We start from the raw sequence: 14787 nt of genomic DNA, 5'->3' as shown, positions 1-14787 counted from the left end.
CCGCTTGCCTCACCTTTACAGCTGCGCTAAAGTCGCCCCCTTTTTCCTGCCTGGGGGCGAAAAATGTTCATTGGATTCGATTACGGTACGGCTAACTGCTCGATTGCGGTCAGCGAAAAAGGCACACCACGACTGTTAACGCTGGAGAACGGTCAACGCCTGCTGCCATCGATGATCTGCTCCCCGACACGTGAAGCCGTCACGGAATGGCTTCATCGCCATCATCAGGTTGCCACGCCGGACCAGGAAAGCACGGCGCTGTTGCAACGGGCGCTGCGCTATAACCGTGAAGAAGATATCGATGTTCTCTCCGATAGCGTGCAGTTCGGTCTGACCGCGCTTCAGCACTATATGGTCGATCCGGAAGATGTCTGGTTCGTGAAGTCGCCGAAGTCCTTCCTGGGCGCGAGTGGGTTAAAACCCCAGCAGATCGCCTTCTTTGAAGATTTAGTGTGCGCCATGATGCTGCATATTCGTCAGCAGGGCGAAGCACAGCTTGACCAGTCAATTGAACAGGCGGTAATTGGCCGCCCGGTGAACTTTCAGGGACTGGGCAGCGAAGAGGCCAACGCGCAGGCCCAGGGCATCTTATTGCGTGCCGCTAAACGCGCGGGCTTTCGGGAGGTGGAGTTTCAGTTTGAGCCGGTCGCGGCGGGGCTGGACTTTGAAGCCACACTCGAAAAAGAAACCCGCGTGCTGGTCGTGGACATCGGTGGGGGAACCACCGACTGTTCGATGCTGTTGATGGGGCCGCAGTGGCGTCATCTGTCAGACCGGCGGGAAAGCCTGCTGGGCCATAGTGGCTGCCGCGTGGGCGGTAATGACCTGGATATTATGCTGGCGTTTAAAGCGTTGATGCCGTTGCTGGGCGCGGGCGGGAAGACACAAAAAGGCACGGCCTTACCTGCCCTGCCCTGGTGGAATGCCGTCGCCATCAACGATGTGCCTGCACAAAGCGATTTTTACAGTACCGCCTGCGGCAAACTGTTGCGCGATCTGGTACGGGATGCCGAAAATCCTGCCGCCGTGGCACACCTGTTAAAAGTCTGGCAACAAAAGCTGAGCTATCGTCTGGTGCGTACTGCGGAAGAGAGCAAAATCGCCCTCTCCGACCGCCCTGACTTCGCTGCCGCACTGGATTTTATCAGCGCGGATTTACAGGCCGATATCAGCGTGGCAACCCTGCAGGACGCGATCAGCCAGCCGCTGGAGAAGATCCTGGAACAGGTACATCTGGCGCTGGCGACCAGCCACATTAAGCCCGAAGTGATCTATCTGACGGGCGGTAGTGCACGTTCGCCTCTGCTGCGCGCTGCGCTGCAGCAGGCCCTGCCGGGTACACCGATTGCTGGCGGAGATGACTTTGCCTCAGTGACCGCTGGTCTGGCGCGCTGGGCTGAGGTGATGTTTGCCTGACAGCGGGGGGAGTCGAATAAAGTGCAGCACTCTCGGCGGGTAAAATTGCCTGAAGGGGCATTTTGGCTTCGGCTCCCTTTCCTTCGTTTGCCTTTACCGCGAAGACGTCAGGCTGAGCTGCATTGGGATGCTAACCCATTGTTGTGATGTCGGCGGGTGAGATCGCCAGAAGGGGCACTTTGGCTTCGGCGGTCCTCGCGCCGCTCACGCGGTGCCTTCAGGTCGCTCAGCGCTGCGGAATACCTCGCAGAAAATGCCCCTTCTGGCTTTGTCAGTTTGTGCGCGGGTAAAGCGACACAGTATGTGAGCCCGTGCTTTCTTTTGCGGTGAAGGCAAAACGAATGCAGTGCCTGTCCTCAGAAAAAAGCCCTTCTGCCCTTTAATCTTGAGCGGGGTTAAAGCGGCACCATGCGTCAGCCGGTTCTGCCGCGTTAAGGATAGCGCCCGGTCCGGCAATGCACGTTACTGACGGACCCGGCGGTATCGAAGATGATGCTTATTCCTCTTCGCACCGCGTCCCCTTGCTCAGCGCTCAATGTCTCAGCAGGCATAACGTAAGGTTAAACGCTGACCTTCTTCATGCTGCGCACGGCTGCGTAAAGCGCTGGGTGATGAATGTGTCATCTTCCTGAAGGATAAGTTGTTTTTAATCCTGTATTTCCTGATCAGGCAGGATATGATCCGGCGCGCTGTGGTCAGCGTAGTCCGCCTTGTTTCACATCAAATCTGACTCTTTGCCAACGCCGTTTTTTCAAAAAACCGACATACTTACGGTGCGCTGACAGATATCCTTAATTCCTTCAAATTTTTACCCGCAGGGACGACTACAATTCGTGGTTTGCAGGCTAACGTTTACGCCCGCGTCCTGGAACGATATCGCTGGAGAGCAACAATAACAATGAACAACCGACATCCTGGAATGAAAAAAGGCCTGATTTTAGCGGTGGTTATTGCCGCTGCTGCAGGCGGTTACTACTGGTGGAAGCATCCAGCCCAACCCGCAGGCAACGAAACATCCAGCCAGTCAGAACACGGCAAAAGAGGCAACGGTGGACATAAACCGCTTGCGCCCGTGCAGGCTGCCAGCGCCGTGACAGAAAGTGTGCCGCAATACCTCAGCGGTTTGGGTACGGTGACCGCAGCCAATACCGTCACGGTACGCAGCCGGGTAGATGGTAACCTGGTGGCCATCCATTTCACGGAAGGCCAGCAGGTCAAAGCCGGCGATCTGCTGGCAGAGATCGATCCGCGTCCCTATCAGGTCGCCCTGATGCAGGCTCAAGGCCAGCTGGCGCGCGATCAGGCTACGCTTGCGAACGCCCGCCGTGATTTAGCCCGTTACCAGAAGCTGGCGAAAACCTCGCTGGTATCTCAGCAGGATCTGGATACGCAAAACGCGCTGGTCAGTGAAACCCTGGGCACGATTAAGGCCGACGAAGGCAGCGTTGCCAGCGCACAGCTGAACCTGACTTACAGCCGAATTACGTCCCCGATTGCGGGTCGCGTCGGCCTGAAGCAGGTTGATATTGGCAACTACATCACCAGCGGTGATACCAATGGTCTGGTGGTGATTACTCAGACGCATCCGGTGGATGTCGTCTTTAGCGTCGCCGAAAACAATATCAGCCAGATCATGCAGGCGCAGAAAAGTGGCGAACCGTTGCTGGTGGAAGCCTGGGACCGCAGCAATCAACATCTGATTGCGCGCGGAACACTGCTCAGCCTGGATAACCAGATCGACGTCACGACTGGCACTATTAAAATTAAAGCGCGTTTTGATAATCAGGATGACCTGCTTTTCCCTAATCAGTTCGTCAACGCCCGGCTGAAGGTGAATACGTTGCAGGATGCCGTCGTGATTCCGGTAGCCGCGTTACAGATGGGCAACGAAGGCCACTTTGTCTGGGTGATTAACAGCGAAGATAAGGTGAGTAAGAAAAGCGTGACCGCAGGTTTCCAGGACAGTCAGAAAGTGGTCATCAATGCCGGACTGAGCGCGGGCAACCGCGTGGTAACGGATGGCCTTGACCGCCTGACAGAGGGGGCAAAAGTGGAAGTGGTTGCAGCACAGAGCAGTGCAACTAAACAGAGCCGCGCCAGCTTGCCATCCAAGGGAGAGTCAGAGTAATGCAGGTTATGCCTCCTGACCACAGCGGAGGACCGTCACGCCAGTTTATTCTGCGCCCGGTCGCGACGACGTTACTGATGATTGCTATTCTGCTGGCGGGGATTCTGGGTTACCGCTTTTTGCCGGTGTCAGCGTTACCTGAAGTGGACTATCCGACCATTCAGGTTGTTACCCTGTATCCCGGTGCCAGTCCGGATGTGGTGACGTCGTCGATTACAGCGCCTCTTGAACGTCAGTTCGGTCAGATGTCCGGTCTTAAACAGATGGCCTCGCAAAGTTCTGGCGGCGCCTCGGTGGTGACGCTGCAGTTCCAGCTCTCGCTGCCGCTCGATGTCGCAGAACAGGAAGTGCAGGCGGCGATTAACTCTGCCTCTAACCTGCTGCCCAGCGATTTGCCGAATCCGCCGGTTTACAGCAAAGTTAACCCGGCGGATCCGCCCATCATGACGCTCGCCGTCACTACCACCAGCATGCCCTTAACCCAGGTACAGGACATGGTGGAAACACGCGTCGCGCAGAAAATTTCCCAGGTGACCGGCGTCGGCCTGGTCACGTTGACCGGCGGCCAGCGTCCCGCGGTGCGCGTTAAGATGAACACCCAGGCATTAGCCTCTATGGGCCTGACCAGCGAAATGGTGCGTACGGCGATCACCAACGCCAACGTAAATTCCGCGAAAGGCAGTCTTGATGGTCCGACCCGCTCGGTTACGCTGTCAGCCAACGATCAGATGAAATCGGTCGAGGATTACCGCCAGCTGATCGTCAGTTATAAAAATGGCGCGCCAGTGCGGCTGGCCGATGTGGCTACGATTGAACAGGGTGCCGAAAACAGCTGGCTGGGTGCCTGGTCTAACCGTGAACCCGCCATCGTACTGAATGTGCAGCGCCAGCCGGGTGCCAATATTATTGCAACCGCCGACAATATTCGCGCCATGCTGCCCGGGCTGATTGCCAGCCTGCCCAAATCCGTCGATGTCAAACTGGTCACCGATCGCACCACCATTATCCGCGCGTCCGTCACCGATACGCAGCATGAGCTGATGCTGGCAATGGCGCTCGTAGTGATGATCATCTACCTGTTCTTGCGTAATGTGCCCGCGACCATCATTCCGGCCGTGGCTGTTCCGCTGTCGCTTATTGGCACCTTTGCGGCAATGTATTTCCTGAGCTTTTCCATCAATAATCTGACGCTGATGGCGCTGACCATCGCCACAGGCTTTGTGGTGGACGATGCCATCGTGGTGATTGAGAATATCTCGCGCTATATCGAAAAAGGGGAAAAGCCGATGACAGCGGCCCTGAAAGGGGCAGGCGAAATTGGCTTTACCATTATTTCGTTAACGTTTTCACTGATTGCGGTATTGATTCCGCTGCTGTTCATGGGCGACGTGATTGGTCGCCTGTTTCGCGAATTTGCGGTGACGCTGGCGGTGGCAATTCTGATCTCAGCGGTGGTCTCGCTCACCCTGACGCCGATGATGTGTGCCCGCATGCTGAGCGCCGAGTCACTGCGTAAGCAGAACCGCTTTTCCCGTGCCAGCGAAGCGATGTTCGATCGCATCATTGCCGTTTATGGTCGTGGGCTGCGCCGGGTGCTGAATCACCCCTGGCTGACGCTGTCCGTGGCGCTCGGCACGTTGCTGCTGACGGTTTTGCTGTGGATGGCCATTCCTAAAGGTTTCTTTCCGCAGCAGGACAACGGCATTATCCAGGGAACGCTGGAGGCACCGCAGTCGGTATCCTATGCCAGTATGGCGGAGCGGACACGCGATGTTGCCTCTGTGATTATGAAAGATCCGGCTGTACAGAGTCTGACCTCGTTCGTGGGCGTGGATGGCACCAATCCGTCACTCAACAGCGCCCGGTTGCAGATTAACCTCAAACCGCTGGATATGCGCAGCGAGCGTATTCCGGAGATTCAGCAGCGGCTGCAAGCGCAGATCAGCAAAATTCCTGGCGTCACCTTGTGGTTGCAGGCGGTGCAGGACCTGACAATTGACACCCAGGCCAGCCGTACGCCGTATCAGTTTACCCTGCAGTCCGGTTCGCTGGATTCGCTCAGCACCTGGGTCCCTGCCCTGCTTAACGCCCTGCAGAAACACCCTGCGCTACGTGACGTCAGCAGTGACTGGCAGGACCAGGGGCTGGAAGCCTATATCAAAGTGGACCGTGACAGTGCCAGCCGGCTGGGCATCAGCATGGCGGACGTAGATAACGCGCTGTATGACGCCTTTGGTCAGCGGCTGATCTCCACGATTTATACCCAGGCGAATCAGTACCGCGTGGTGCTGGAACAGGACAACAGCACCATGCCGGGCCTGCAAAGCCTGGACGGTATTCGTCTGAACAGCACTGACGGTGGCAGCGTGCCGTTGAGCGCGATCGCCAGCATTGCCCAGCGCCATGCGCCTTTAACGATTAACCACCTGAGTCAGTTCCCCTCCGCCACCTTCTCTTTCAATGTGGCGAAGGGCTATTCGCTGGAAGATGCGACCAAAGCGATCAACCAGGCAGAGACGGAACTGGGGATGCCGTCAGAGGTAATGACGCAGTTCCAGGGCAGCACGCTGGCTTTCGAGGCTGCCCTGACCAGTACCGTCTGGCTGATTGTGGCGGCAGTCGTGGCGATGTATATCGTGCTCGGCGTGCTGTATGAGAGCTTTATCCATCCCATCACCATTCTCTCCACGTTGCCCACGGCGGGCGTCGGTGCGCTGCTGGCGCTGATGATAAGTGGGAATGAGCTGGATATTGTTGCCATCATCGGCATCATTCTGCTCATCGGTATTGTGAAAAAGAACGCCATTATGATGATCGACTTCGCGTTAGCGGCGGAACGTGAACAGGGCATGAAGCCCTATGATGCGATTTATCAGGCCTGCCTGCTGCGTTTCCGACCGATTCTGATGACGACGCTGGCCGCCCTGCTGGGTGCATTACCGCTGATGCTCAGCACTGGCGTGGGTGCAGAGCTGAGGCAGCCGCTGGGGATCGCCATGGTCGGCGGCCTGATTCTGAGCCAGATTCTGACGCTGTTTACCACGCCGGTAATCTACCTGCTGTTTGACCGCCTGGCGCATAACCTGCGTCGTCGCCTGGGTCAGACGGAGGCGCAGCCGTGAAGTTTTTTGCTTTGTTTATCCATCGTCCGGTCGCCACGACGCTACTGACGCTGGCCATTGCGCTGGCGGGCATTCTGGGCTTCCGCCTGCTGCCGGTGGCGCCGCTGCCGCAGGTGGATTTTCCGGTCATTATGGTGTCAGCGTCCCTGCCAGGAGCCTCGCCCGAAACGATGGCGTCTTCGGTCGCCACGCCGCTGGAGCGCTCGCTGGGCCGAATTGCAGGCGTCAGTGAAATGACCTCGACCAGTTCGCTGGGATCGACCCGCATTATTATGGTGTTCGATTTTAATCGTGATATTAACGGCGCGGCACGTGATGTACAGGCGGCCATTAACGCGGCGCAGAGCCTGCTCCCTACCGGCATGCCGTCGCGTCCGACCTACCGCAAAGCCAACCCGTCTGACGCGCCGATCATGATTATGACACTGACGTCAGATCTGTACACGCCAGCCCAGCTTTATGATTATGCGTCGACACAGCTGGCACAGAAGCTGTCGCAGATTAATGGCGTGGGCGATGTCACCGTGGGCGGCAGCTCGCTGCCCGCAGTGCGCGTGGCGCTCAATCCGCAGGCGTTATTTAATCAGGGCGTGTCGCTGGATGCGGTGCGTCAGACCATCGCTAACGCTAACCAGCGCCGTCCGCAGGGCGCGCTGGAAGACGGGCAACAGCGCTGGCAGTTACGGACCAACGATGCATTACAAACCGCCCGGGAATACCAGCCGCTGATCGTGCAATACAACAACGGCGCGGCAGTACGGTTGTCCGATGTCGCCACCGTTGAGGACTCCGTGCAGGATGTGCGCAACGCCGGTATGTCGCGGGGCAAACCGGCCGTTTTGCTGGTGATTCGCAAAACGGCGGATGCGAACGTGATTGAGACGGTTGATCGTATTCGCGCTGAACTGCCCGAACTGCACGAAATCATCCCGACGGCGATCGATCTGCAGATTGCCCAGGATCGCTCACCCACCATCCGCGCGTCGCTCGAAGAAGTGGAGCAGTCGCTAATTATCGCCGTTGGCCTGGTCATTCTGGTGGTGTTTGTTTTCCTGCGCTCAGGTCGCGCCACGCTGATTCCGGCGGCGGCCGTGCCGGTCTCGCTGATTGGCACCTTTGCCGCCATGTATTTGTGCGGCTTTAGCCTGAACAATCTGTCGTTGATGGCGCTGACCATCGCCACCGGCTTTGTCGTGGACGATGCCATTGTGGTGCTGGAAAACATTGCCCGTCATGTTGAATCGGGCATGAAACCGCTGGCCGCCGCGCTCAAAGGCGTGCGTGAAGTGGGCTTTACGGTGCTGTCGATGAGCCTGTCGCTGATCGCGGTCTTCCTGCCGCTGTTGATGACAGGCGGATTGATTGGCCGCTTCTTCGCGGAGTTTTCCATCACCCTGTCGGTTGCTATTCTGATCTCGCTGTTTGTGTCCATCACGCTGACGCCTATGATGTGTGCTTACCTGCTGAAACCCCATGCGCCGCGCAGTCAGCCGCGGCGACGGGGCATTGGCCGCCTGCTGCTGGCGGTACAACAGGGTTATGCGCGCTCTCTGAACGTCGTGCTGAACCATGCGCGCTGGGTCATCCTGTTGCTCGTGGGCACTGTCGCCCTGACGGTGTGGCTGTTCATCAGTATTCCTAAAACCTTTTTGCCCGAGCAGGATACCGGCCGCCTGTCCGGCTTTATCTCTGCCGACCAAAGCATTTCGTTTCAGGCGATGCGCGGTAAGTTGCAGGACTTCATGAAAATCGTGGGGGCCGATCCGGATGTCTCAAGCGTGGTGGGCTTTACCGGCGGCATGCGCACCAATATGGGCCTGATGTTTATCTCCCTGAAACCCTTGTCCGAACGCAAAGATAATGCACAGGCGGTGATTGCCCGCCTGCGTACCAAGCTGGCAAAGGAGCCCGGTGCCAACCTGTATCTTAATGCGGTGCAGGATATCCGGGTGGGCGGTCGCGAAGCCAACGCCAGCTATCAGTATTCTCTGTTAACAGACGATCTGGCTGCGCTGCGCACCTGGGAACCGAAAATTCGTCAGGCCTTTAGCGCCCTGCCGGAACTGGCCGACGTTAACTCCGATCAGCAGGATCAGGGCAGCGAAATGGCCCTGACGTATGACCGGGCCAGCATGGCGCGGCTGGGCATTAATGTTTCCGAAGCGAATGCGTTGCTCAACGATGCGTTTGGTCAGCGTCAGATTTCCACCATCTATCAGCCGCTGAACCAGTACAAGGTCGTCATGGAAGTGGATCCGCGCTATACCCAGGACATCAGTTCACTGGATCAGATGTTTGTGATTAACAGCGACGGCAAACCCATCCCGCTCTCCTGGTTCGCCAAATGGCAACCGGCCAACGCGCCGCTGTCGGTCAATCATCAGGGCTTGTCTGCCGCGTCAACCCTCTCCTTTAACCTGCCAGAAGGTGTGTCGCTTTCCCAGGCATCCGAGGCGATCGATCGCACTATGACGGCGCTTGGCGTACCGTCCAGCGTGCGCGGCAGCTTTGCCGGCACCGCACAGGCGTTCCAGCAATCGCAAAGCAGTCAACTCTGGTTGATGCTGGCTGCGGTTGCGGCAGTTTATATCGTGCTGGGGATTCTCTACGAAAGCTATGTGCACCCGTTGACCATTCTTTCGACGCTGCCGTCTGCGGGCGTCGGTGCCCTGCTGGCGCTGGAGCTGTTTGATACGCCGTTCAGCCTGATTGCCTTGATCGGGATTCTGTTGTTGATCGGGATAGTAAAAAAGAACGCCATCATGATGGTCGACTTTGCGCTTGACGCAGAACGCAACGGCAACCTGAGTGCCCGCGAGGCGATTTTCCAGGCCTGCCTGTTACGCTTCCGCCCTATCCTGATGACCACGCTGGCGGCCCTGTTTGGCGCGTTACCGCTGGTGCTGACCAGCGGAGACGGCGCCGAGCTGCGTCAGCCGTTGGGCATCACCATTGCCGGCGGCTTGATCATGAGCCAGCTCCTCACGCTGTATACCACGCCGGTGGTGTACTTAATGATGGACAAACTGCGACGTAAAACGCGCACCCAGAGGATGAATGCCACTCAGCATTAAGGGGTAAATATCATGCAGAGCGTCACGGTCCGCTGGCAGTTGTGGATTGTTGCCTTTGGTTTTTTTATGCAGACGCTGGACACCACAATCGTCAACACGGCGATCCCGTCCATGGCGCACGATCTGGGCGTGAGCCCACTGCATATGCATTCGGTGATTGTGGCCTATGTGCTCACGGTGGCGGTGACGCTGCCGCTGAGCGGCTGGCTGGCGGACCGGTTTGGCGTGAGAAATATCTTTTTTAGCGCGATTGTACTGTTCAGCGTGGGATCGCTGTTGTGCGGCCTGTCAGGCACGCTGAATCAGCTTATCATGGCGCGTGTGATTCAGGGGATTGGCGGGGCCATGATGGTGCCGGTAGGACGGCTGACGGTAATGCGCATTGTACCGCGTGACCAGTATATGTCTGCGATGACCTTTGTCACCCTGCCCGGCCAGATTGGGCCGCTGCTGGGGCCCGCACTGGGCGGTGTGCTGGTGGAATATGCCAGCTGGCACTGGATTTTCCTGATTAACATCCCGGTCGACATCATCGGTGCCGTCGCCACGTTGAAGTTACTGCCGAACTACGCGATGCCGCCGCGACGCTTTGATTTTGTCGGGTTTGTCCTGCTGGCCGCCGGAATGGCTACGTTAACGCTGGCGCTTGACGGTCAACGCAGTAGCGGCGGCTCTGCCTTGTTACTGGCCGCGATGATCCTCATCGGCACCGGCTCTCTTCTGTTTTATCTGCTGCATGCGCGCCAAAACGACAGTGCGCTTTTCAGCCTGAAGCTGTTCGACAACCGCATTTTCTCCATTGGCTTACTCGGTAGTCTGACTGGCCGCATCGGCAGCGGCATGTTGCCCTTTATGACGCCGCTGTTCTTGCAAATCGGCATGGGCTTCAGCCCGTTTCATGCAGGCTTGATGATGATTGCCATGGTGCTGGGCAATATGGGCATGAAGCGTGTGGTTGTCAGCATTGTTAACCTGTTTGGCTATCGCAACGTGCTGGTGGGTTCAACCATAGGCCTGGCGCTGGTGGTCTTGCTGTTTCCACTGGTGGCGATGCTCGGCTGGACAGTCATGCTGCCGCTGGTGCTGTTTCTGCAAGGCATGGTGAATGCGATTCGCTTCTCTTCGATGAATACGCTGACGCTCAAGGATCTACCCGATGACCTGGCCTCCAGCGGCAACAGCCTGTTATCGATGATCATGCAGCTCTCAATGAGTATTGGCGTAACCGTGGCGGGCCTGCTGCTGGGCGCGTTTGGTCATGCAACGTCCGGGGAACAGGGTTTAAGCCATCAGGCGTTTATCTGTGTTTATCTCTGTATGGCGCTGATCATTATTCTGCCTGCGCTGGTGTTCTGGCGGGTTCCGAAAGAGATGAGTAAAAGCGTCGATCTGCGACGTCGGAGAAGTGAATGAGATCGTTCCTGCATTTTGGCATCGGTGCCAAATTATTCATGGCCATATTCTCCACCTGCATGCTGGTCCTGATTACCATGCACTGGGGCGTCCGGCTCAGCTTTGAACATGGCTTTGTGGACTATATTAAACGCGGGAATGAACAGCGGCTGAATTTGCTGGGTGCGGCGCTGGCCGATCAGTATGAACAGCATGGCGACTGGGATTTTCTGCGTAATAACGACCGGCTGATCTTCTCGATGCTGCGCTCGCTGGAGCAAAACCCGGACAGCAGTAACCAGTTACCGCCTCACGGCTGGCGCACCCAGTTCTGGGTACTCGATCAGCACTACAAAGTGATGGTCGGCCCGCGCTCACAGGTTCCCCCGGAAGGGATACGTCACGATATTACGCTCAGTAACGGTAAAGTCGTGGGCTGGATCATCAGCTCGCCGCCAGAGCGCCTGACGCGCAGCACCGATATCAATTTTGATCAGCAGCAGCGACGAACCAGCTGGTATATCGTGGGCCTCTCTACTCTGCTTGCCGCCCTGGTCACCTGGCTGATGGCGCGGGGCTTGCTGGCACCGGTGAAAAGACTGGTAGACGGTACGCATCATCTGGCGGCGGGGAACTTAGCCACACGGGTTAAGGTTTACAGCCAGGACGAACTGGGCCAGCTGGCCCATGACTTTAACCTGCTGGCCAGTTCGCTGGAGAAAAATGAAAGTATGCGTCGGGCCTTTATGGCCGACATCTCGCATGAATTGCGCACGCCACTGGCGATTTTGCGCGGTGAGCTGGAAGCCATGCAGGATGGTGTACGTAAACTCACGCCAGACGCGATTACGTCTCTGCAAAGCGAAGTGGCGCTGCTGACCAAGCTGGTGGATGATCTGCACCAGCTTTCGCTCTCTGACGTCGGCGCACTGGCCTATCGCAAGCAGGCCACCGATTTGGTGCAGCTTATTGAGATCAGCGCAGGCAATTTTACCGAGCGCTACCGCAGCCATGATTTAACCCTGAAGCTCGACATGCCGGATGACGCGCCGTTTTTTGGCGATCCTGACCGGCTGATGCAGTTGTTTATTAACCTGCTGGAAAACAGCCTGCGTTACACCGATGCCGGCGGCGTAGTCCGGGTGCGGCTCTGGTATGACGTGCCCTACTGGCACGTCACCGTAGAGGACAGCGCGCCCGGCGTGGAAGGCGATCAACAGGCACAAATATTTGAGCGTTTTTTCCGCACAGAAGGTTCGCGCAATCGCGCCAGCGGCGGCTCTGGCCTGGGGCTGGCAATCTGTAAAAACATTGTTGATGCCCACGGTGGCAGCATCAGCGCCTCGCATGCGGATTTAGGTGGGCTGAAAATCGCGCTACAATTGCGTTATGTTCCTCCCGTTTAGAAGATTATGAACCAGGAAAACACTTACCCGCTAATCCTTGTGGTTGAAGATGAACCCAAGCTGGCACAACTGATGATTGATTACCTTGAGGCTTCTAACTATCGCACGCATCATCTGGCGCACGGCAACGCGGTACTGGACTACGTTAAACAGACGCCGCCCGATCTTATCCTGCTGGATTTGATGCTGCCGGGTAAAGATGGCCTGACGCTGTGCCGTGAGATTCGCCGTGATTCCGACTTGCCGATTATTATGGTGACCGCGCGCACGGAAGAAATCGATCGCCTGCTGGGCCTGGAGATTGGTGCGGATGACTATATCTGCAAGCCATTCAGCCCACGCGAAGTGGTAGCGCGGGTCAAAACCATTTTGCGCCGGGTGAAGCGATCTCCCGAAGAAGCGCCCGTCGCGTCTTTGCTGAAAGTTCATGAAAGCCGCTTTCAGGCCAGCTGGCGTGATGAGCCGCTGGATTTAACGCCCGCTGAATTTCGTCTGCTGAAAACGCTGTCCCTTGAACCGGGAAAAGTCTTCTCACGTGAACAGTTGTTAAACCATCTCTACGACGATTACCGGGTTGTCACCGACCGAACCATTGACAGCCATATCAAGAACCTGCGCAGGAAACTGGAAAGCCTGGACAGCGAACAACCCTTTATCCGCGCGGTATATGGCATGGGCTATCGCTGGGAAGCCGATGTCTGCCAGTTGATTTAGATTGACCCAGATCAATTTACTTCCGTTTTCACCCTGCCTACAATTCCGCACCTTTTGCAGGGTTTCCCCCTGCACATGTCGCCCAGGCGACATGCTGACCTGACATCAGTGAGCACATCATGAAACCCGAATTACTTTCCCCCGCCGGAACGCTGAAAAACATGCGTTACGCGTTTGCCTATGGGGCCGATGCCGTCTATGCAGGCCAGCCGCGCTACAGCCTGCGGGTACGCAATAACGAATTCAGCCATGAAAACCTGGCGAAAGGCATTAACGAAGCCCACGCGCTGGGTAAAAAGTTTTATGTGGTGGTGAACATCGCCCCGCATAACGCCAAGCTGAAAACCTTTATTCGCGATTTAACGCCGGTAATTGAGATGCAGCCCGACGCGTTAATCATGTCCGATCCTGGCCTGATCATGCTGGTGCGCGAGGCGTTTCCGGCCATGCCCATCCACTTATCTGTGCAGGCTAACGCCGTAAACTGGGCAACGGTGAAATTCTGGCAGCAAATGGGCTTAAGTCGGGTGATTTTATCCCGCGAGCTGTCGCTGGAGGAGATCGCCGATATTCGCGAGCAGGTGCCGGACATGGAGCTGGAAGTGTTTGTGCACGGCGCACTGTGTATGGCGTACTCCGGGCGCTGTCTGCTGTCGGGCTACATGAATAAACGCGATCCTAACCAGGGAACCTGCACCAACGCCTGCCGCTGGGAATATCAGTTGCAGGAAGCCAGACAAGATGACGTCGGCAACATTGTTGAAATTCATCAGCCGGTCAGCGTACAGGACGTGACGCCTACATTGGGCATTGGGCAACCCAGCGACAAGGTGTTTTTGCTGGAGGAGAAAATGAAACCCGGCGAAATGATGAGCGCCTTTGAAGATGAACACGGCACCTACATCATGAACTCGAAAGATCTGCGTGCCGTGGCGCACGTCGAGCGCCTGAGCCAGATGGGCGTTCACTCGCTGAAAATCGAAGGTCGCACCAAATCCTATTATTACTGCGCCCGCACCGCACAGGTTTATCGCAAAGCCATTGACGATGCGGCGGCAGGTAAACCGTTTGATTCTGCCCTGCTGGAAACCCTGGAAGGCCTGGCGCATCGCGGCTATACCGAAGGTTTTTTGCGTCGTCACACCCACGACAGCTACCAGAATTACCAGACCGGCTACTCTGTCTCAGAGCGCCAGCAGTTCGTCGGGGAGTTCAGCGGTGAACAGCGCGAGGGCTGGGCGGAAGTACGGGTAAAGAATAAATTTGTTCTGCATGACAGCCTGGAGATCATGACGCCGTCTGGTAACCTGATCTGCACCCTTGATGCCCTGCAAAACAGCCGTGGAGAACCGACAGAGGTGGCCCCGGGAGACGGGCATCGCGTCTGGATGAAAGTGCCGCCGGAGGTAGATTTGCGGTTTGCCTTGCTGCTGCGTAACTTTGCGCCAGACCAGAACACCCAGGATCCGCATGCCGCTCACGCCACGGCCTGACAAAATTTGACAAAAGCAAGAACAGGATCACAGACGGCTCGG

At 56.9% G+C, this 14787-nt stretch carries 8 protein-coding genes; all 8 read left to right on the top strand.

Annotated elements, in window-relative coordinates; translation table 11 throughout:
- The first annotated feature begins 63 nt into the window (after positions 1-63).
- The 8 genes from yegD (at position 64) to yegQ (ending at position 14745) form a co-directional block, all read left to right on the top strand.
- On the top strand, positions 64-1416 hold the full coding sequence (gene yegD, locus GC087_RS08865; protein ID WP_054687528.1) for a molecular chaperone: 1353 nt from the start codon (positions 64-66) through the stop codon (positions 1414-1416).
- Positions 1417-2314: 898 nt separating this feature from the next.
- Positions 2315-3544, top strand: coding sequence for an MdtA/MuxA family multidrug efflux RND transporter periplasmic adaptor subunit (locus GC087_RS08860; protein ID WP_324030321.1), 1230 nt, complete (start codon positions 2315-2317; stop codon positions 3542-3544).
- The gene (locus tag GC087_RS08855) at positions 3544-6666 is read left to right on the top strand and encodes an MdtB/MuxB family multidrug efflux RND transporter permease subunit (RefSeq protein ID WP_324030320.1); all 3123 of its coding nucleotides are present in this window, start codon (positions 3544-3546) and stop codon (positions 6664-6666) included. The genes GC087_RS08860 and GC087_RS08855 overlap by 1 nt, the downstream gene beginning before the upstream one ends.
- Positions 6663-9740, top strand: a complete 3078-nt coding sequence (gene mdtC, locus GC087_RS08850; RefSeq protein ID WP_033740513.1) for a multidrug efflux RND transporter permease subunit MdtC — start codon at positions 6663-6665, stop codon at positions 9738-9740. Before GC087_RS08855 ends, mdtC begins: the two co-directional genes overlap by 4 nt.
- A 12-nt stretch (positions 9741-9752) precedes the next feature.
- A complete protein-coding gene (gene mdtD, locus GC087_RS08845; RefSeq protein WP_324030318.1) occupies positions 9753-11153 on the top strand; it encodes a multidrug transporter subunit MdtD in 1401 nt (466 codons plus the stop codon).
- Positions 11150-12538 carry an envelope stress sensor histidine kinase BaeS gene (gene baeS, locus GC087_RS08840; RefSeq protein ID WP_324030316.1) on the top strand — a complete coding sequence of 463 codons (1389 nt, stop codon included), beginning with the start codon at positions 11150-11152 and terminating at the stop codon, positions 12536-12538. Before mdtD ends, baeS begins: the two co-directional genes overlap by 4 nt.
- 6 nt (positions 12539-12544) lie before the next feature.
- Complete coding sequence (baeR, locus tag GC087_RS08835; protein ID WP_033740518.1) at positions 12545-13252, top strand: envelope stress response regulator BaeR; 708 nt, start codon at positions 12545-12547, stop codon at positions 13250-13252.
- Between the two features lie 116 nt (positions 13253-13368).
- The gene (yegQ, locus tag GC087_RS08830; RefSeq protein WP_324030606.1) at positions 13369-14745 is read left to right on the top strand and encodes a prephenate-dependent tRNA uridine(34) hydroxylase TrhP; all 1377 of its coding nucleotides are present in this window, start codon (positions 13369-13371) and stop codon (positions 14743-14745) included.
- The last annotated feature ends 42 nt before the right edge of the window (positions 14746-14787 follow it).

Origin of the sequence: Pantoea sp. JZ2, assembly GCF_035191405.1 — a bacterium.
In the GTDB taxonomy this organism is placed as follows: domain Bacteria; phylum Pseudomonadota; class Gammaproteobacteria; order Enterobacterales; family Enterobacteriaceae; genus Pantoea; species Pantoea stewartii.
Note: the sequence above shows the minus strand (reverse complement) of the source record. Positions and strands in the feature narration are given on the sequence as shown.

What these genes read in the sequence shown, in the direction of transcription:
- GC087_RS08855 (WP_324030320.1), top strand. Translation starts at nt 3,544, where the DNA reads ATGCAGGTTATGCCTCCTGACCACAGCGGAGGACCGTCACGCCAGTTT.
- mdtD (WP_324030318.1), top strand. Translation starts at nt 9,753, where the DNA reads ATGCAGAGCGTCACGGTCCGCTGGCAGTTGTGGATTGTTGCCTTTGGT.
- baeR (WP_033740518.1), top strand. Translation starts at nt 12,545, where the DNA reads ATGAACCAGGAAAACACTTACCCGCTAATCCTTGTGGTTGAAGATGAA.
- baeS (WP_324030316.1), top strand. Translation starts at nt 11,150, where the DNA reads ATGAGATCGTTCCTGCATTTTGGCATCGGTGCCAAATTATTCATGGCC.
- GC087_RS08860 (WP_324030321.1), top strand. Translation starts at nt 2,315, where the DNA reads ATGAACAACCGACATCCTGGAATGAAAAAAGGCCTGATTTTAGCGGTG.
- yegD (WP_054687528.1), top strand. Translation starts at nt 64, where the DNA reads ATGTTCATTGGATTCGATTACGGTACGGCTAACTGCTCGATTGCGGTC.